The 18397-nt window shown below is 40.9% G+C and carries 18 protein-coding genes, 1 pseudogene and 1 riboswitch; of the genes and pseudogenes, 1 reads left to right on the forward strand and 18 read right to left on the reverse strand.

The genetic code is table 11. From position 1 onward, the window contains the following. Window positions 1-272: 272 nt before the first annotated feature. From licT to N521_RS04505, 9 genes are all read right to left on the reverse strand, one after another. The gene (gene licT / locus N521_RS04465) at window positions 273-1106 is read right to left on the reverse strand and encodes a BglG family transcription antiterminator LicT (RefSeq protein ID WP_017358647.1); all 834 of its coding nucleotides are present in this window, start codon (window positions 1104-1106) and stop codon (window positions 273-275) included. 224 nt (window positions 1107-1330) lie between these two features. Then, window positions 1331-2146 carry a YwqG family protein gene (locus N521_RS04470; protein WP_035389971.1) on the reverse strand — a complete coding sequence of 272 codons (816 nt, stop codon included), beginning with the start codon at window positions 2144-2146 and terminating at the stop codon, window positions 1331-1333. A 173-nt stretch (window positions 2147-2319) separates the two neighbouring features. Continuing rightward, complete coding sequence (locus tag N521_RS04475) at window positions 2320-3159, reverse strand: methyl-accepting chemotaxis protein (protein WP_035389972.1); 840 nt, start codon at window positions 3157-3159, stop codon at window positions 2320-2322. A gap of 149 nt (window positions 3160-3308) precedes the next feature. Then, entirely contained in the window at window positions 3309-4043 is a 735-nt protein-coding gene (locus tag N521_RS04480; protein ID WP_024719222.1) for an energy-coupling factor transporter transmembrane component T family protein, read from the reverse strand. Continuing rightward, on the reverse strand, window positions 4033-5625 hold the full coding sequence (locus N521_RS04485) for an ABC transporter ATP-binding protein (RefSeq protein WP_035389974.1): 1593 nt from the start codon (window positions 5623-5625) through the stop codon (window positions 4033-4035). Before N521_RS04485 ends, N521_RS04480 begins: the two co-directional genes overlap by 11 nt. After that, complete coding sequence (locus N521_RS04490) at window positions 5600-6199, reverse strand: ECF transporter S component (RefSeq protein WP_019743666.1); 600 nt, start codon at window positions 6197-6199, stop codon at window positions 5600-5602. The genes N521_RS04485 and N521_RS04490 overlap by 26 nt, the downstream gene beginning before the upstream one ends. Continuing rightward, window positions 6196-6882: a thiaminase II gene (gene tenA / locus N521_RS04495; protein WP_035389976.1), complete on the reverse strand. Its 687-nt coding sequence runs from the start codon at window positions 6880-6882 to the stop codon at window positions 6196-6198. The genes N521_RS04490 and tenA overlap by 4 nt, the downstream gene beginning before the upstream one ends. A gap of 87 nt (window positions 6883-6969) precedes the next feature. Continuing rightward, a riboswitch (TPP riboswitch) is annotated at window positions 6970-7073 on the reverse strand. Window positions 7074-7129: 56 nt separating this feature from the next. Next, entirely contained in the window at window positions 7130-8257 is a 1128-nt protein-coding gene (locus tag N521_RS04500; RefSeq protein WP_035389978.1) for a hypothetical protein, read from the reverse strand. 141 nt (window positions 8258-8398) lie between these two features. After that, window positions 8399-9055: a type 1 glutamine amidotransferase domain-containing protein gene (locus tag N521_RS04505; protein ID WP_017358640.1), complete on the reverse strand. Its 657-nt coding sequence runs from the start codon at window positions 9053-9055 to the stop codon at window positions 8399-8401. 227 nt (window positions 9056-9282) lie between these two features. Here N521_RS04505 and N521_RS19545 point away from each other — a divergent pair. Then, window positions 9283-9474 (forward strand): annotated as a pseudogene (locus tag N521_RS19545) (hypothetical protein); the annotation flags it as partial. Between the two features lie 143 nt (window positions 9475-9617). On the opposite strand, the gene N521_RS04510 reads toward N521_RS19545, so the two are convergent. The 9 genes from N521_RS04510 to deoC all read right to left on the reverse strand — a co-directional run bounded on the left by N521_RS04510 (window position 9618) and on the right by deoC (window position 18336). Beyond that, window positions 9618-9989, reverse strand: coding sequence for a DUF1304 domain-containing protein (locus N521_RS04510; protein WP_007498006.1), 372 nt, complete (start codon window positions 9987-9989; stop codon window positions 9618-9620). Then, window positions 9986-10249, reverse strand: coding sequence for an ORF6C domain-containing protein (locus tag N521_RS04515; protein WP_008345710.1), 264 nt, complete (start codon window positions 10247-10249; stop codon window positions 9986-9988). Before N521_RS04515 ends, N521_RS04510 begins: the two co-directional genes overlap by 4 nt. A gap of 207 nt (window positions 10250-10456) precedes the next feature. Continuing rightward, window positions 10457-12838, reverse strand: coding sequence for an immune inhibitor A domain-containing protein (locus N521_RS04520; protein WP_035389980.1), 2382 nt, complete (start codon window positions 12836-12838; stop codon window positions 10457-10459). Window positions 12839-13027: 189 nt separating this feature from the next. Further along, window positions 13028-13321 carry a putative quinol monooxygenase gene (locus tag N521_RS04525; RefSeq protein ID WP_017368359.1) on the reverse strand — a complete coding sequence of 98 codons (294 nt, stop codon included), beginning with the start codon at window positions 13319-13321 and terminating at the stop codon, window positions 13028-13030. Window positions 13322-13346: 25 nt separating this feature from the next. Further along, entirely contained in the window at window positions 13347-13985 is a 639-nt protein-coding gene (locus N521_RS04530; RefSeq protein WP_035389982.1) for a nitroreductase family protein, read from the reverse strand. A gap of 13 nt (window positions 13986-13998) precedes the next feature. Further along, a complete protein-coding gene (locus N521_RS04535; RefSeq protein WP_045033720.1) occupies window positions 13999-14442 on the reverse strand; it encodes a MarR family winged helix-turn-helix transcriptional regulator in 444 nt (147 codons plus the stop codon). Between the two features lie 547 nt (window positions 14443-14989). Beyond that, window positions 14990-16291 carry a pyrimidine-nucleoside phosphorylase gene (locus tag N521_RS04540; protein WP_035389984.1) on the reverse strand — a complete coding sequence of 434 codons (1302 nt, stop codon included), beginning with the start codon at window positions 16289-16291 and terminating at the stop codon, window positions 14990-14992. 24 nt (window positions 16292-16315) lie between these two features. Beyond that, window positions 16316-17497 carry a NupC/NupG family nucleoside CNT transporter gene (locus N521_RS04545; protein ID WP_017358632.1) on the reverse strand — a complete coding sequence of 394 codons (1182 nt, stop codon included), beginning with the start codon at window positions 17495-17497 and terminating at the stop codon, window positions 16316-16318. Between the two features lie 167 nt (window positions 17498-17664). Then, complete coding sequence (deoC, locus tag N521_RS04550; protein ID WP_007498018.1) at window positions 17665-18336, reverse strand: deoxyribose-phosphate aldolase; 672 nt, start codon at window positions 18334-18336, stop codon at window positions 17665-17667. Window positions 18337-18397: the final 61 nt, after the last annotated feature.

Raw genomic sequence — 18397 nt, forward strand, 5'->3', positions numbered from 1 at the left:
CCATTAATGCCCGAAAAATAGCGATTCAGACATTAATCGATATTTAGGTTTTGCCTGCTTAACCAGTAACAATCCTTCATAGCGATTGATCGTTATTCAATTTTATAAGCCTTTAGATACAAAAAAACCTAAATCATGCCTTATCAAAGATAGGGACAATGATTTAGGTTTTGCCTGCTTGACCAGTAACAATCCTAAAAGATTGTGGGTTATTGAGTTTATAGTTATAAATTAGCATGTTAATTTTGATATGTCAACGCTTTCTTTTTGATTTATTTTCTTTTTATGACTCGATCGATGTGCAAAGTTAAGTATAACATCTCATCTTCTATGAGACTTCGGTTGTATTCTTTTTGAACATAGTCATTAATTTTCTCCGCACATTGAAAAGCGGCTGTATTTTTTTCCTTTACCACTTCATACAGAAACTCATTTTGATTTTCCATTTGTGTTTCGTTAAACAGACGCTGTCCAAAAAACTTCAAATGCGTGACAAAACGGAAATAATTTAATGATTCTTCGTCCAAATCAATTTGGAAATGATACTTTACGATGTTCAAAATATCTTGAATCAGTTTTGTAATTTGAATGACATTCGGCATTTCCTCATTCAGTTCTGCATTGACAATATGCATCGCAATAAAGCCTGCTTCATCCTCGGGAAGATGGATGTTGAGCTTGTCCTGTATGATCCGAATCGCTTCTACACCACACATGAATTCCTCTTTGTACAGCCGTTTGATTTCCCAAAGCAAGGCATTTTTTATGTCCATTCCTTTTTGATGACGTTCAATAGCAAAGGTAATATGATCCGTTAATGTGACATAGATGCTGTCATTTAAATTTTTGTTAAGGGTCGTTCTCGCGTAATCGATAATTGCCTCACACACTTGCATATACTCGATCGGAATATCATAAAGCAGGGTTTTGAATTTTTCTGATATATCTTTATTTTGAATGGAAAATACTTTTTCGATACGTTCTTCGTCAATCGGGTCTCCGCTTTTCTTTTGAAACGCAATCCCTCTACCCATAATGACCAGCTCATGCTGCTCGTCATCATACGCACTGACCACATTATTGTTGATTACTTTCGAAATGATCAATTGATCCCCCCCAGTACATTCCGCTTTTTCGAGCATTTCATTGTTGATTGATATGTCATTTTATTATTATTTTCAAAAAAGAGGACTTTAAGATGATTTTACATTTTTTTTTGATACGGTCAACTAGAAAGAATGACATATTACCTCTCAGAAATGACGATTTAGGGGCAAAAAGACTAAAAATAGACAAAAAACACTCTTCAAAAAGAGTGTTTTTTACAAAATTAGGAGCAATCCCAGTTATAGACGACATTTTCGAAATGTTTTCGTTTGAGGTCTTCTGGTTTGATAAAAAAGTTAGCAATGCCGCAATCTCCCCACAACATGTCCACTTCATCATCTGAGTCAATTTGCAATAATAGCACAGTATGTTCTTGGTCTACATAGGTACGCGGGTCTTCTTGTGTAAAACCTGGGTATCCGCCTACTTTGTGGCCAAAGCCACTTGCTGTCTCATAAAATTCATCTAGTAAAGTATCTGCTTCATCACCATCAATACCAACAGCATCTTCGAGTAGATCCCAGCTTCGCTTTCCTGTGACTTTTTCAAAGCGGAAATCTTCTACACTGATCGTTTCGCTTGATAATTCACCTGTAATCGCGCCTTCCTTCGTAACTGGAAAATAAAAATCGTCAGGAATTTTCACGAATGAAAAATCAGTCAATAAGTCTTCTTCAGCTAAGAAAGGTTCCTCAATAAATTTGATCCGAAAATCTTTTTGCTCTGTTTTATGGTCAATATTCATCCCATAAAGATCATCATGTACAGAAATAAACACTTGCAAAAGTCCTGTTTCTGGGTAATCTTTCAGCTTTGGCAGCTGGCCGAAATTGATTTGTGCCAGCAGCTTCATAGGATGGCCTTCTCCATCAACGGGATATTCGTCGTTTTTTGGGAAATAAGGATCACCTGCTATTTTGCTGTCATATGGTCCTGTTTTTCCTTGTTTTATCTGTAATTGAATCAGTGGTTTTTCAGTTTGATCTAACAATGGACGGTAAGGCGCAAGTACTTCTTGTAGCTTTGCTGATTGTGTCAAGATGGGCTTCCTCCTTATGTATAGGTCTAATGATCAAAACAGGTCTCTCTTTTTCTATCATACAGAAGTGTAACTTCCCTGTCAGTGAAAAACCCGTCAATATCATGACAAAAAACTCACTTCAACACGTTAAAAAACCTCCGATATGGCTGGAGGTTTTGTGATTCGTTTATTTATTTCACTTGATAATTCACTAAGTCTGTTGCCAATGATTTCATCGTTTCGTTCGTTTCGTGCAGCCCCTCAATAATTTTTGTGAAAGTGCCAACGAGTTCTGCTTGATGTTCAGAAGAAGCCACGATTTGTGCTATTTCTTCTTCCATTCCTTTGATAGAGCCTTGCACATCTTTTAGCGCTGTTTCAATATCAGTCGTTGCCTGCTTCGCGTGAGTAGACAGCTTTCTCACTTCTGTAGCAACCACCCCAAAGCCTGCTCCTGCTTCACCGACTCTTGCAGCCTCAATGGATGCATTGAGTCCAAGTAAGTTCGTTTGATCAGAGATACCTTTGATGAGATTAGACACTTGGTTGATTTTAGAGGAATTTTCGACAGTGGTTTTTGTATTTTGTAGAATTTGTTCACTTGTCGCTTGTAGTTCCTCTGAATGTGCAGCCACTTGCTGTACCATCGCGACTAGTTTTTCGGAAGCATCGTTACTTTCCGTCATAATGTGTTCTAATCGTTGTTGATTCGTTTGGTCATATGCTACACAGAAGGCAGCGATTACTTGACCATTGTCATCTTTAATCGGGACGGCGACGATGTCCATAGGAATTCCGTACACCTCTTTAGGAATCTGGATAAATGATGGCTCTCTCCCATTTTTCAACATCGAAAAGTTTTGGAACCCGGGAGCTACAACGTCGCCTGCTTTAAACCCTAAGTCAATGTTCCCGTGCTGCTGATAATAAAGAACCTTCTCTTTCCCTAATACAGAAAAGGTTAGCTGCTCTCTCATAGCTAGTCCAACGATTGGTAAAGCGCCTATTATGTTATCAATTCTCTGTGACATTCGCTCACGTTCATCCTCTCTTTTTCTCAGTACACTCTCTTTATCGGTTCTTTATATGATCTATTACAGCCTGCAATGTGTACTAATATCAACCAAATGACCTAAGACATATAAAACAGCCACATTCCATCAAGAGAATGTGGCTGTTTTTAAAAGAAGAAGATGCATATCAACACACTAATGACGATGAAAAAAAGATACATGCAGTCGATCCATGAAGTGCTGATGACATGATAATACGTTCTCTCCCTCGTCCCTGTGAAGCCTCTTGCTTCCATCGCAATGGCTAGTCGTTCAGATTTCCGTACGCCTTGCGTGAAAAGAGGGAGTGCATAACGTATAAACGCTTTCCAACTGTTTTTTTGCTTGTAACCTCTAATTTTATGTGCAGCCTTCATTTGCTTCAATTCACTTTGAAACAACGGGATAAACCGGAAGCCTGCCAGCATCCCATATGCCCATTTGGGTGACATTCGGCATTGATGGATTAAGCTCATCATAAAGGCCGTCAAATCAGTTGTTGATGTAAAAAGGAGACCAAATGTCACAAACCCAAGCATTCTAAAAGAAATGGTCAGCCCATTTCTTAAACTCTCCTCTGTGATATGAAACCATGCCCATTTCCAAACTGTATGATCTCCCTTGCCAAAGGCCGCTATCATCCAAAACACGAGAATGAAAAAGAGCAGATAAGGTACAAGTCTGGTGATGAGGTATTTCAAATTCCAGCCGCCTAGGACAAGTCCAATTCCAAGTGCAAACAGCCAGATGATGAACGTCGTTTTAGGATCAGAAATCGCCATCAGACAGCACATCGCAAGGAGATGGGCGAGTAATTTCATGACTGGATTTACAGTGGATAGAAAGGAGTGATTACTTTGCAATCGTCATCACTTCCTTTCTTTCAGCCATATAGCGATAATGTAACGGCACTCTCAGCTCACAGGAAGTGAAAAGTTCCTGATGAGAAAATAAATCAAAAGGCGTACCATCATAAACATGCTCCCCTTGATGAAAAACAAGCACTTGATCAGCGCACTCATCAACGAGTTCCATATCATGTGTGACCATGATAATAGTGGTGCCTTGTCGTTGACGTTCTTTTAAACGCCGGATTAACTCCCTCGCCGTTTTCTCATCCTGCCCGAAGGTCGGCTCATCTAAAATGAGTACATCCTGATCAAAAAGAAGCATCGTGGCAACACTTAATCTTCTTTTTTGTCCTAAGCTTAAGGTGAAAGGATGCGCGTCTCTATGCTTCTCTAGACCGAACTCTGCCAATAGCTGATTCGTTTTTTCTTGCACCACAGACTCTGGCCAATTTCGCTGTCTCCCACCAAATGCGATTTCATCAAACACTGTGTCCTGTATAAATTGAAGTTCTGGATTTTGAAATACAAAGCCTGCTTTTTCATATAATGTTCGGTCAGACCACTTTTTCAGGTGTTTTCCTTTTAAAAAAATGTGACCTTTCTTTATTGGTTCTAAACGGATGACATGTTTAAGAAACGTACTTTTTCCGCTTCCATTTTCACCGATGATCGCAACCCAATCTCCTGCTTTTATATCAAGGTGCAGGTCATCTATAATGCTTTTTTTCCCGTAGCTTAATTGTAGATGATCTGTGCGAATGATTGTCTCTCGATTTGTTGATGTCTCATGACGTTCTTTTCTCGCCTCAAAGGTTTGCAAGAGTGTTTGACTCAGTGGATGAAACGGATCTTGTACGATAGTGGACCATTTCTCGGGAAATATTTTCGGACGCCAAATGCCGGCTTCTTTCATTTCTCCCTCAAATGTGTTCATCACGTCTTTTGGCGTTCCATCTGCTATAATACAGCCTTGAAGATCTAACAAGATCACCCGATCCATCCACTCGATGACACCGTCTAACACATGCTCCACAAAAATCATCGTCTGATTCTGTTCAGCCGAAAGCTGCTGAAGCAATTGAAATATCTCCATTCTTCCTGCTGGATCAAGCTGTGCAGTCGGTTCATCAAAGAACAGGACATCTGGCTCTAATGCTAGTAAACAAGCAAGCGCCAACCGCTGCTTCATTCCGCCAGATAAGGTATGAATATCTGTATTTGGGTCAACATCCAGCTGTACCTTTTTCATGAGATGTTGAATCATGTCATCCATTTGTTCTCGAGGGACAGATCGATTCTCTAAGCTAAACGCAATTTCTTCATTGACTCGGTGCATACAAAACTGCGAATCTGGGTCTTGAAACATGACACCAGTATGCCTTTGCCGCATCACTTCTCCCTGTACTTCAGCTTCCATATGCTCTGGAATAATACCAGCAAGCACAGAAATCAGCGTAGATTTCCCGCTTCCACTTGGTCCTAATATCAGCACCTTTTCCCCCTTTTGAATAGAAAGAGATACTTGATGAAGAACGGGATTCGCCTGTTCATAAAAACGGACAGTGAGATTACTGCACGCGAGAAATGAATCCATGCTGGTCACCCTTACTTCGTTTTTCTTTCATGATGGCATATTGATTCAGCACACCCGTTTTAGATAAAGCATCCACCACAACCTTTGCCAAGCAACCGCCGAGTAACATACCGCTGATGACTTGAGTGACAAGAGTCATGAGTAACACTTGAGGCGTGTAATAGCCGAATCCATTGGCAATGAGGCTATATGCCATTGCCCCTACTGCTGCAAAGGCACCAGACAACATGAGTGTCCACATGCGATATCGCTTATAGCCAAATAGAGCGAAGGCGATTTCTGCTCCAAGTCCTTGGCATACACCAATCAAAAGCGCAGAAAGACCGAAGTGGCTACCTGTCAGTAATTCCACGGCAGCGGCAGCTGTTTCTGCGATGAGGGCAGCTCCTGGCTTTTGGATAATGTAAGCAACGATTGGACTGGCAATGACCCAAATTCCGAACATGATGTTGCCTCCTGCTGGACCGACAAGGGCTGTAATCGGTAAATAAAGCGTCGACCACCCTAAATAGATAACTCCGCATGCCACTGATAAAATGACAGCGAGAACGACTTCTTTCATCTTCCATGTCATGAAGAATGCACCTCCATTTGGACAGGCCACTCTTCGACAGTAAAGGCCATGTCCCAGAATTTATACTCAAGCTGACAGCTTAAGATGAAGTGCTGTTTCATTTTCTTCTTTTCCTTCTCACTTGCTCCTTCCGCCCACTGATCAAGCCGTTTGCAAAGCTCCACTGTAACAGAGTCCGTTAACCCGCCATAAAACGTGATCCACTCATAGAATGGATGGGCAGGGTCGGGCTCAACATCTTTAAGCATTCGTTTGCCTATTTCCCAATAGGTCCAAGGGCAAGGGAGCAAAACCGCAATGATTTCTCCTAGCGTCCCTTCCTCGGCGACTTGCAGCATGTGATGAATATAGTGATGAGCACTTGGCGCCAAAGATGCACCTTGCAGTTCATCATAAGCGACACCTGCCACCCGGCAAAGGTTTTGATGAGGATGTGTCTCACTATCAAGGACAAAAGCCATTTGTTGATGGAAAAAGGTAATGTCCTCTCTGTCTGTACATCTGCTGATGGCTGCCGCATAAATTTTAATAAAGGCATTTAAATATTCTGCATCCTGTTTGACATAATGAATGATCTGTTCCTTTTCGAGTTCTCCTGCTGCAAGTCCTCTCACAAACGGATGCTGATAAATCGCTTCAAATAATGGTTCTGCTTCTTGCCTTAATTGCGTTGAAAATGTCATAAAAAAAGCCTCCTCTTTTTCAGTTGAATAAATGAAAAAGCCACCCCAAATGGAGCGGCCTTCTTATCGATTCAATCATGAATAAGACAAGGTCCTGCTCCACTTCCCTCCGCTAGTACAAACTAGATCAGGTTCAAAGGGTCCAAGATTTTCTCTTGTCTCAGTCATACATGACTCCCCTAGTGGACTTTTGTCATTTAATTATCTTTACTCTACACATGTGGCGATTTGATGTCAACCGCCGATCTTAATTCAATGTATTGATCGTTGGCAGCTTCTCAATCCCTGCTGCATAGTAGAAATTAAGGACACTGAAGAAATCAATTGGCTTTCCTGTCTTTAAATTAACAGCCAAAATATGATCGCCGTAATTTGTCAGGTCATCAATGTCTAAACGCCTTGGCGTTGTCTTTCCGAGAGTATCAACAAAGCTGCTATGGTAGTACTGCCCACTAGCAAACGATGATTCATGATACATAAATAATGTCTCCACATCTAAGTAGACAAGAATGGCCTCAGAGGAACTCGCGTATGGAGCAGAGTACGATACTGGTGCCGAAATACTTTTCACTTTTACACTGTCAACAGAATGCGTTCTCTGTTGATATTTTCCATCATATGAGAAATAAAATACACGCTCCCATTTATAATCGGCGGTCTTAGATTGTTTGTTATACACTTTTGTACCATTTGCGAAAACATCCCCATTGGCATACGAAGCAACAAAGTATTGCAATGTTGATGACAGGGATTCAGCACCTGTGAAATTTGGTGGGTTTTTTGCATTCACCTGTAATGTATATGAGTCTCCAAAGTCTCCACCGCTAGTAATACCAAACGCATAATCACCCGCTGGTAAATTGCTTAACGCAAGCAGACTGCCTGCCGGTTGAATCAGATCCGTTGGATAAGCTTGTCCTTCTTCATAATCAATAACAAATAACTGAACGAAATAATCAGCATTTGGAGAGGTAATCCTGCTGATGAGCGCCTGAGGGGACGATGTACTTAAGAACCATAAATCAACTGGATCTTCCTCGTTTAAAACTGCCGATTGATTAATGGCTAGTCCATCAATAGAGCGAACGGCAGACGTGCGCATCTTTCCATCTGCAGCCGCTTTTCGTTTAATACTTATTCCCTTTTTCTTATCTACTTTAAATGATTTTTTTACTTCCTTCTGTTGAACCGCAGTCCCTTTATCCTGCTTTTCAAACGACTCTTGCACTTGCTGAATGGCTTTTTCAGTCAGTGACGATACTTTTTCACTTGATTTTGGTGCATCTTCTGCTTTGATTGCTGGTGAAAATAAACCTGTTGTGACCAATAAAATAGACAGTAAGGCGGCGGTGATTTTGACATAAAATGCTCTCACAGGAACATCCCCTTTTCCCTAATTTGGGTTTTTTACCCTGTGATTATTTTACCATTTTTCTAATACTTGTTTTGGACTTTTTTAGGAAATTTTTATAACAAAAAACCAGCCGTATGAGTCACGACTGGTTTTTTTGATGATTTATGCAATGGTTTTGACAAATAAGCGTGCTGTTTCTGCACTTGATCCTGGATTTTGTCCAGTAATGATTTGTCCATCTACAACAGCGAATGGCGCAAATGCATCGCCTTTTTCAAATGCTGCCCCTTGCTCGCGAAGTTTTGTTTCCAATAAAAATGGAACTTTAGATGTCAGCTGAACAGCATCCTCTTCCTCATTTGTGAATCCTGTTATTTTCTTGCCGTCGATAAATGATTTTCCATCACGATCCTTCACATCAACAAAGGCAGAAACGCCATGGCAAACTGCCCCAACGGCTCCATTTTTGTCTGAAATCGCTAAGATCGCATCGGCAACCAATTGATTGGATGCAAAGTCGATCATTGGGCCATGTCCTCCAGCAAAGAAAATGCCATCATACTCAGCTGGGTTTACATCTGTCAGTGCCTTTGTGTCTTGAAGTAATTCATACACATCTTGATATTGTGCTGGAACTCCTTCAGGAATTGAATTTTTATCGATCGGTACTGTTCCACCTTTTATTGAAACGATTTGCACGTTGAGTCCATTTTCTTTAAAAATATGAAATGGCTCGGCCAATTCTTCTAGCCATAAGCCTGTTGGGTGTCCGTTCATTTCTGAGCTGCTTGTTGATACTAATAAAACGTTCTTGCTCAACTTTATCATCCTTTCTATTTATCATGTGGCTATTTTATATTTTGCACAATTAAATATCAAGCAATCAGACTTGGATACAACTCTTTATGTTATACCCGATTTTTTAAAAAATATAGCCTCACTTCAAATCTAATCATTCTGTCACATTCTATTGACAGGGAATTTCATGTAAAATTGTGATGAAATGATATAATATGAGAAACAATTGACAGACCTCTTGCGCTAGAGGGAATTTAAAAGGAGTGGAAAAAGAGATGAAAACCTATTCGATTGTGATGATTATCATCACGCTCTGTATCATATTGGCTGTCTTTTTAATGAATCTTACGGGCGTCATGTATGGAAAAATCATATTGGCTGTCGCTGTTGCCCTTTGTCTTACGTCCATTATTCGTTTGATGGGAATGCGTAAAAGATAAAAGCCGCCCTCTGGGGCGGCTTTACTGTGTAGACAAACCCTCGCATTCGGTGTCAGTCCTGCGCTTCGGTGCTCACCAATGTCAAATTCGCTCCGATGCTCGTCCTTCCTAAACTGCAAAGGTTTTCTATCACGCTGATAGGATTATATAGCCAGGATAAGTGCAATTAATGCAAGAAAAGCTGGTAACCCTTGTTTGATGATAATCGATTTATTAGACGTCACCCCGCCAAATACTGCTGCGATGAACACACAAAGAACGAAAAATAGCTGAATCATATATCCTACGGTATTCGAACCAAGAATGAGCCCCCAAATGAGTCCAGCAGCTAGAAAGCCATTGTATAGCCCTTGATTAGCAAACATCACTTTCACATTTGGATCCTTTTGTAAGTGTTCAGGCAGATTGAAAGATCTTTTCGCCATTTTTGATTCCATAAAAAACATTTCTAGTAACATGATGACAATGTGCTCTAAAGCGACAATTCCTACTAAAATCATTGCTAAAATATTCAATTTAGTGAATTCCTTTCTGATAGACGGTCTCGTATTTGTATTTTGTCCGTGTATAAATCAAAGTCTTGGATTAGCTCTAACGCCTCATGAAAACGACTTTGTGGAATGTCTTTCATTTTTCTTACACCAAATTCCTTTTTAATAAAAGCCATGATGGTATTAATATGAAGCTTACCGTGGCCATCATACTCTAAATGGCTGCAAAAAGTCTGCATCGTCCCTCGAATCACCTTTAATTGCTTGGCAGTGACACAACTCATTGGTAACGCTCATCCTTTCTTGGTTTTTTAACAACTAAAAAGAACATTGAATGAAAGAAAAACCTTCCAACCTCTATTATATAATGGTTTCATTCGGATATCAAAATAAAAAAGAACAAACATTCGATCAAAGACGCGTCATACGCTAAAAATCCATGTCTTAACGTATCAAAAAGCCGGATTCATGGATAGAATCCGGCTTTTTGTTTAGTTGCTTTTAGAAATTAATACCTTTCCAACAGAACGGTCCTTACTTTGTCCGACGACTTTAAAGGATAGGCCGTATGTTGGCACATCACGTCCTGCATCCGGGTTATTTGGATTCACATAGTTCTTTTTATCACTAAATGTACGCGTTGGGCGGATATAGCGATCCTCTAAGGTTAAGCCTGTTGTCGCTGTATAATCAATATTCAGCTTCGTGCTTGGATTCAAAGAGAATGCTGCATCATGTACTTGGAAACCTGTCGCTGCAATAGAGCCGTCACTCCATTTCAACACTTGTTGATCTGCATCTACGACTCCAAGGAAGCCGTTCCCTGGATGTTTTCCAACCCAGTTATCACTGTACGATTGATCGACGTACCACACGACCAAACCGTTATTATAGCTCATCAGACTTGCTCCTCGTTTGATATGCTTTAAGCCTTTATCGACATCAGCATAAGAGCGCCATTCTAGTAAATAATACTGAGCGGCATATTGTTTTCCATTAGATTGAGAGAATCCATTAAAAGTGAACGTGGACGTTCCCTCGGCATCATCTGACCACACTTTTGATCCATCTGCTGTAATCTTTAGATCATCTACAAATAAACCTGGCAGTGAATATCCTGCATCGGTTGTATAGCGGAATTGCAGATCGATCTTCTTCCCTGCATAAGCAGAAAGATCAAAGGATGCATCTACCCATCCATCTGATTTTCCATCGATGCCATTGCCTTCATTCGCTCCTGCCTCATTTCGATCATTCGTAATATTACCAGCAATGGTTGTCCATTTGTCTGTCCCAGTTTCACGAACTTCTACATACGCATAGTCATAATCTTCTTCGATATCGTACCATGCTTTAAACGTAAGCTCGGCTTTGCTTCCCTTCGACAAATCAATCCCAGATGTCGTCATGGTAGCATTCAAATTGTCACCTGTTCCGCTGAAGTATGAATATTGCCCTTGTGCAGGCTGAGTGACCACAATCTCTTTATTTGGCAAATCGACTCGAACCGCATCATGGTTGGTTCCTTTTGTTGCTGCTTCATCGATTAAAACTGTTTTGCTTTTTGTTAATGTCTTACCATCAATGGTTTTTCCAGAAAGCCAGTTGCCGCCATGCAAGTTTTGAAGCATTTCTTTTGCATATGGACTAAAACCTGTTGGTTCCGTACCAGGTACTTTACCTGCCCAGCTTCCGCTTGACATGATAGACCAATAAGAAACGGGCTCTCCTCTGCCTGTGTATTGTGTATCGTATTCATCAGGCAGACCAAGATCATGTCCAAATTCATGTGTGAACACACCTGCTGCGCCATCTTCAGGCTCAATCGTATAATCTAGAGCGCCTAACTTTCCGCCTTGACCCACTTCTGATTCAGTGTTTGGAATCTCAAATACATCACCAAGTGACCAGCGATGCGACCAAATCGCGTCAGAGCCAAGCTGTCCGCCGCCAGCTTCTTCACCTACGCCAGCGTGTACAACCATGAGGTGGTCAATGATACCGTCCGGCTCATTATAAACACCGTCCCCATCCATATCATAGCGGTCCCATTGATCATATTCACCAAGGTCAATGTTTGGATCCTTTGCCGCTGCTTCGAGGGCTTCTTTCACCAATTCGCGCGGTCTGCCGTCACTGCCTGATTCGTCTGGTACGTTCCCGCCATAATATGCTGCTTCATGCTTGGCTGTATACCATCCAGCTACTGTTCCACTAATCGTGTAGCTTCCACCGGACTGCTTTTCATAATACTGCTTCATAGATACTTTTCTTTTACCATCTGGACCAATGTAGCCATTTTTTCCGAAAAGCATATCTTGGTAGTGCTGCTGATCGTACTTGTCATAGTACATATCAGTCTCTTCTTTTTTAATACTATTATGCTTATAATCTTTAAAATCTACTAATAAGACCAAAACTTTATCATTACGGACGTCGCCTTTATATTTTTCCTTTTTCACCGGCTTTACTTGATTGCCTTCTTTTCCTTTATGCTTCTTTAACTTTTTCTTTTTGGCTAGTTTATTATGTACATTTTGTTTGTATTCTTTTAGGAATTCAGGTTCTTCTGTTAAGGTACTTGCGCTTTGTTTCATCGCTGCTTCTTCTTTTTTCTTTAGGTAGTTCTTTAATGCTTTTTGGGTTTCTGCCTCATTGGCATTCTTTTTGATCTTTCCTTGTTTTTTCAAGGCTTTGATGAGACGGTCTTCATTGACAACACTTGCGTCGAATGGAATACCTGAATAATGACCACCATCTGAGGATGTTGACTTTTCTGAGGTGTGGGCAGATAGAGGGGTGCTGAAAGCTGTCAATGTGCCTAAACTGAGGACAGCTGTTAGTGCGATGCTCGTCCATTTCCCTTTTTTCATATTGGTTCCTCCCTAATTTGGTAATAAATAATATCTAATTCTAGCATATTCCAATATACTTAAGTCGAAAAACATTTTATTTTCAGAAATTTTGTGGAAAATGCACAATACGAGATTGAAATAGGTGAAACGAATCGTCGAAAATAAAAGAACCCTAGGCTATAAATGCCTAGGGTGTTTGTTGTTTTTCTATGATAGCTGCTCTCCTTGATATGCAACAACATCAAGTGGAGCGGCTAAAAATTCTTTTGCCTTTGCGACGAAAGCTTGGAAATGTGCACTTGCATTATGGCTTTGAACCGCTGCTTCATCTTTCCACACTTCTACCATTAAAAAGGTGTTTTCTTTCTCTGTATCCTTGAAAAGCTTGTAGGACACATTGCCTTCTTCTTCCTGTGAAGCTTTCATTAAACCGTTGATTTCTTCTAGAAATACGTTTTCTTTCTCTGGATGAATGGTCATCCCTGCATGAATAATAATCATATGATCGTCTCCCTTTTTTTAAAAATTATTTCCACTCTGTGATGCGATCGATCGGTAAACGGTAAGAAGCATACCCTTCGTCAGCCGCTTTCCCAATGGATAGAAGCATAACTGGTACATAGCGCTCTTTATCCCAGCCGAATGTTTCAGCGATGACTTCTTTGTCATATCCGCCAATTGGGTTTGTATCATAGCCATGCGCACGAGCAGCAAGCATCAGCTGCATTGACACAAGTCCACCGTCAATTAAGATCGTTTCACGATTCACTTGCTCTGGAAGAGCTTCAAAATGTGCAGTTAATGCAGCAATTTGTCTTTCTTTTACTTCCTGCGGCATGTAGCCATTTTCTACTGCTTTTGAATAAATTTCTTCTAAGTATTCATTGTTTTTCATATCTGCAAACACAGCGATGACAGCTGATGATGTAGCTACTTGTGTTTGGTTGAATTTTGCGAGTGGTGCAAGCTTTTCTTTTCCTTCTGGGCTGTCAATGACCATGAAGCGCCAAGGCTGTGCATTCACTGATGATGGTGCTGTGGTTGCCTCTTCTAAAATCTCTGTCATTTCTTCTCTGCTAATTTTCACTGCTGGATCATAGTTACGAATTGAGCGGCGCCCTTTCATAATATCCATAAAATCGTTTGTTTTTAATGTTGTAGCCATGTGTAACACTCCTTTAGGTTGTTTGAATCTTTTCGATGTTTTGTTGTATACGGATGAGCACATCAGTGAGAAGCTTTCGTTCTTCATCACTTACGTTTTCAAGCATTTCTGAGATAAATCGTTCTTTTTCTTTTTTAGAAGCTTCGATTCTTGTTCTGCCTTCATCTGTCAGACGAACAAGCGTGACTCGATTATCTTCCGGCTTTCTTCTGCGCGTGACCATTCCTTTTGTTTCTAACTGTTTTAAGTGACGCGTCACAGCCGCACTATCAATATTTACTTTTTTCTGCAAATCGGATTGGCTGATTTCGTCGGCTTGGAATAACAGTGATAGTAACTCCAGTCTTGATTGGCTGATGCCCGTGCATGCTTCGAACTTCACACCCATCATACGGTTCACGCACTGCAAACGATATAATACCTCTGCTTCTTCAGAGCAAAATGCAGTCAATGCCATCCCCTCTTTTCTATTCAGATCAATTAGTTGATATATCAATCATTGACTCGTCAACTAATATACACCCATTGTTTCATGATTGCAAGAGGTTTGTTTCATAAAGTGAAATTTTTTATTTCAATTAAAAAAGACGAGCTTTTGCTCGTCTCAGACAGTAGACAAAGGGCTAAAATGTAGTTTATTTTAGCCCTTTGTCTTCTTTTCAGCGTGAAAGAAAACCTTTGCAGTCTAGGAAGGACGAGCAATGGAGCGGAACGAATTTGACATTCGTGAGCACCAGCGCGCAGGACTGACACCGAATGCGAGGGTTTGTCTTCACGCTGGGACGAGCTTTTGCTAGCCTTAAGAACTTGGTGTTGTTGTTGGTCCCACATAGTAGCTGATAAATCCAATGATCATCAAGACAACAAAAATAAAGAGAATGAGTTTGAGCATTCTCATGGTTTATCCCCTCCCACTCATCTAACTTATCATATCTAGAAGAAGCACTACCTAAAATTTACATAAAAAAAGACAAAAGCGATTCTTCACTTTTGTCTTTTTCACTTTATTCTGTAATCACTGTATGAATCAAAGTCGGAGCATCGGCATGGTCATCAATGCGGATGTTGTCATAAATTTTCTCCATGACATTCTCAACATCCTCACGATTTGCATGCAGCGTCACGAGAGATTCGCCTTTTTCTACACGATCGCCTACTTTTTTGTTAAGCATGATGCCAACAGATAGGTCGATATCGTCTTCTTTTGTTGCGCGTCCTGCTCCAAGAATCATCGCTGCAACACCAATTTCGTCTGCGACGATTTCAGCGATCACACCTGATTCTTTTGCCGGCACTTCGATTTGATAAGGTGCTTGTGGCAGTTTTTCCGGTTGATCTACAATCGAGCCGTCTCCACCTTGGTTTTCTAAAAATTCCTTGAATTTCTCAAGTGCTTTGCCGTTTTTCATGACTTCAATTAGCTTTTCTCTTGCTTCATCAAGTGTCTCTGCTTTTTTCGCAAGAACGACCATTTGACTTCCTAATGTGAGCACAAGCTCGTTTAAGTCTTCAGGGCCTTCGCCTTTAAGCGTGTCAATCGCCTCTTTCACTTCAAGGGAATTTCCAATCGCTAATCCTAGCGGCTGAGACATGTCTGAGATGACAGCCATCGTTTGTCTGCCAACATTATTTCCGATACGAACCATTGCTTTTGCAAGCTTCTCAGAGTCTTCAGGTGTTTTCATGAAAGCACCTGCACCTGTTTTCACATCTAATACGATTGCATCTGCGCCAGCAGCGATTTTCTTACTCATAATCGAGCTTGCAATGAGCGGGATGGAGTTAACAGTCCCTGTTACATCACGAAGGGCATACAGTTTTTTATCAGCAGGTGTCAGGTTGCCTGATTGTCCAATGACCGCTACTTTATGACGGTTCACCAGCTCGATGAACTCGTCTTTTGTAATTTCAACGTGGAAGCCTTTGACTGCCTCTAGCTTGTCGACTGTTCCACCCGTATGTCCAAGACCACGCCCAGACATTTTTGCAACAGGTACATCAAGTGCTGCAACAAGAGGAGCGAGTACAAGCGTTGTTGTATCGCCTACACCGCCTGTTGAATGCTTGTCTACTTTAATGCCGTCGATAGCAGACAGGTCAATTGTGTCCCCTGAGTTTGCCATAGCGAGTGTTAAATCTGCACGTTCTTGGTCCGTCATATCTTGGAAGAAAATCGCCATCGCCAAGGCGCTTGCTTGGTAGTCAGGAATTGTTCCGTCCGTATAACCTTTGACAAAGAAAGAAATTTCCTCTGAAGATAATTCTTTTCCGTCACGTTTTTTCGCAATGATATCTACCATTCTCATTGTTTTCACCATTCCTTTTTTAGTTTAGTAAATCAAACCGACAACGCCTGCTGTTAAGAAGCTGACGAGTGTTGCACCGAATAACAGCTTTAATCCAAAGCGTGCGACAACGTTTCCTTGTTTTTCATTTAAGCCTTTCACTGCTCCAGCAATGATACCGATAGACGAGAAGTTCGCAAATGACACAAGGAATACAGAAATGATCGCTTCTGTACGAGCAGTGAAATGAAGACCGTCGCCAGATAGAGCAAGCATCGCTACAAATTCGTTAGATACCATTTTAGTCGCCATAATACTTCCTGCTTGTACCGCTTCACTCCAAGGTACACCAACAAGGAAAGCAAATGGTGCAAACACATATCCAAGTACATCTTGGAAAGAAACACCGATGGCAGCTGTGAAAATACCATTAATCATCGCAATTAATGCAACAAATCCAATCAACATCGCAGCCACAACAATGGCTACTTTGAAACCATCCATAATGTATTCGCCGAGCATTTCGAAGAAAGATTGTCTTTCTTCTTCTACGACTTCAAGCATGTCTTCGTCTTTAGACACTTCATAAGGATTGATGATAGACGCAATAATAAATCCACCAAATAGGTTCAGCACAAGTGCTGTAACAACGTACTCCGGTTTAATCATTTGCATATACGCACCGACAATGGACATTGATACAGTCGACATCGCAGATGCACACAATGTATAAAGACGCTGTTGAGGTAATAATCCAAGCTGCTTCTTAATGGAAATGAACACTTCGGATTGACCTAAAATCGCTGACGCTACGGCGTTGTAAGATTCTAGTTTCCCCATTCCATTGACTTTACTAAGCAAATACCCAATTCCGCGTACGATCAGCGGAAGGATACGCCAATGCTGCAGGATACCAATCAAGGCAGAAATGAAGACGATCGGGAGCAAGACATTGATAAAGAAAGTTGACGCATTATCATTCATTAAACCACCAAATACGAAGTTGATCCCTTCACCAGCATAGCCTAGAAGCATTTGGAATCCTTTTGCAAAGCCCCCGACTAGGAAGTTCCCAACACCTGTATTGAGCAGAATATAACCTAAAATAAATTGCAGTACAATCATGACAATGACTGGACGGAATTTCACTCGCTTTTTCCCGTTACTTGCCAGCCATGCAATGGCGAGAATCACCAGCAAACCGATAATACCAATGACGTATTTCATGTTTTTCCTCCTTGAATGAATTCGTTTACATTAATGTGCTTGTATGGAACAAACCCTATTTCGCAAACAAATTGCGGAAGAAAATCCCAGAAATGAGATCCTTCCGCATATGACTTTTTCATCATCTAATGAGTCATGATTGTTATCCTACCATAGGATCGTATGAATTAATAGTCTTTAGAAGGAGCTGATTGATCCCCTTTAATAATGGAAACGCCTGCACTGGCACCAATACGGGTTGCGCCTGCAGCTGTCATCGCTTCTACGTCTTCTTTTGTTCTCACGCCGCCTGATGCTTTGACACCGATGTCAGGTCCAACTGTTTTACGCATTAATGCGATGTCCTCAGCTGTTGCACCGCCTGTACTAAATCCAGTCGATGTTTTGACGAAATCAGCGCCAGCTTTTACAGAAAGTTCACAAGCTCGTACTTTCTCTTCATCTGTGAGTAAACAAGTTTCAATGATGACTTTCACTAAGGCTTTACCTTTTGCTGCATCTACAACGGCACGAATATCTTGTTCAACTGCATCATATTCGCCATCTTTCAATGCCGCAATATTGATGACCATGTCCACTTCAGTTGCACCGTTTTCAATGGCATCCTTTGTTTCAAATGCTTTCACTGCTGTGGTGTTTGCACCCAACGGGAAACCGATAACTGTACATACATCAACGCCTGTTCCTTCTAGTTCTTTCGCCGCAAGAGATACCCAAGTTGGGTTCACACAAACGGAAGCAAATTGATATGTCTTTGCTTCTTCTAGTAACTGCATGATCGCAGCTTTAGATGTATCTGGTTTTAGTGCTGTATGATCAATGAGCTTTGCTATTGTCATGGTTCACACTTCCTTTTAATTATGATACTTTCATCATAAATGACTGTTGAACAATTGTAAA

The sequence above is a fragment of the Bacillus sp. UNC125MFCrub1.1 genome (assembly GCF_000701305.1).
Classification (GTDB): Bacteria; Bacillota; Bacilli; order Bacillales; family Bacillaceae; genus Bacillus; species Bacillus altitudinis.

Excerpts from the sequence above, each read along its gene's own strand:
- N521_RS04475 (WP_035389972.1), bottom strand. The coding sequence starts at position 3,159 with ATGTCACAGAGAATTGATAACATAATAGGCGCTTTACCAATCGTTGGA.
- N521_RS04485 (WP_035389974.1), bottom strand. The coding sequence starts at position 5,625 with ATGGATTCATTTCTCGCGTGCAGTAATCTCACTGTCCGTTTTTATGAA.
- N521_RS04490 (WP_019743666.1), bottom strand. The coding sequence starts at position 6,199 with ATGACATGGAAGATGAAAGAAGTCGTTCTCGCTGTCATTTTATCAGTG.
- tenA (WP_035389976.1), bottom strand. The coding sequence starts at position 6,882 with ATGACATTTTCAACGCAATTAAGGCAAGAAGCAGAACCATTATTTGAA.
- N521_RS04515 (WP_008345710.1), bottom strand. The coding sequence starts at position 10,249 with ATGAGTTGTGTCACTGCCAAGCAATTAAAGGTGATTCGAGGGACGATG.
- N521_RS04520 (WP_035389980.1), bottom strand. The coding sequence starts at position 12,838 with ATGAAAAAAGGGAAATGGACGAGCATCGCACTAACAGCTGTCCTCAGT.
- N521_RS04525 (WP_017368359.1), bottom strand. The coding sequence starts at position 13,321 with ATGATTATTATTCATGCAGGGATGACCATTCATCCAGAGAAAGAAAAC.
- N521_RS04530 (WP_035389982.1), bottom strand. The coding sequence starts at position 13,985 with ATGGCTACAACATTAAAAACAAACGATTTTATGGATATTATGAAAGGG.
- N521_RS04535 (WP_045033720.1), bottom strand. The coding sequence starts at position 14,442 with ATGGCATTGACTGCATTTTGCTCTGAAGAAGCAGAGGTATTATATCGT.
- N521_RS04540 (WP_035389984.1), bottom strand. The coding sequence starts at position 16,291 with ATGAGAATGGTAGATATCATTGCGAAAAAACGTGACGGAAAAGAATTA.
- N521_RS04545 (WP_017358632.1), bottom strand. The coding sequence starts at position 17,497 with ATGAAATACGTCATTGGTATTATCGGTTTGCTGGTGATTCTCGCCATT.
- deoC (WP_007498018.1), bottom strand. The coding sequence starts at position 18,336 with ATGACAATAGCAAAGCTCATTGATCATACAGCACTAAAACCAGATACA.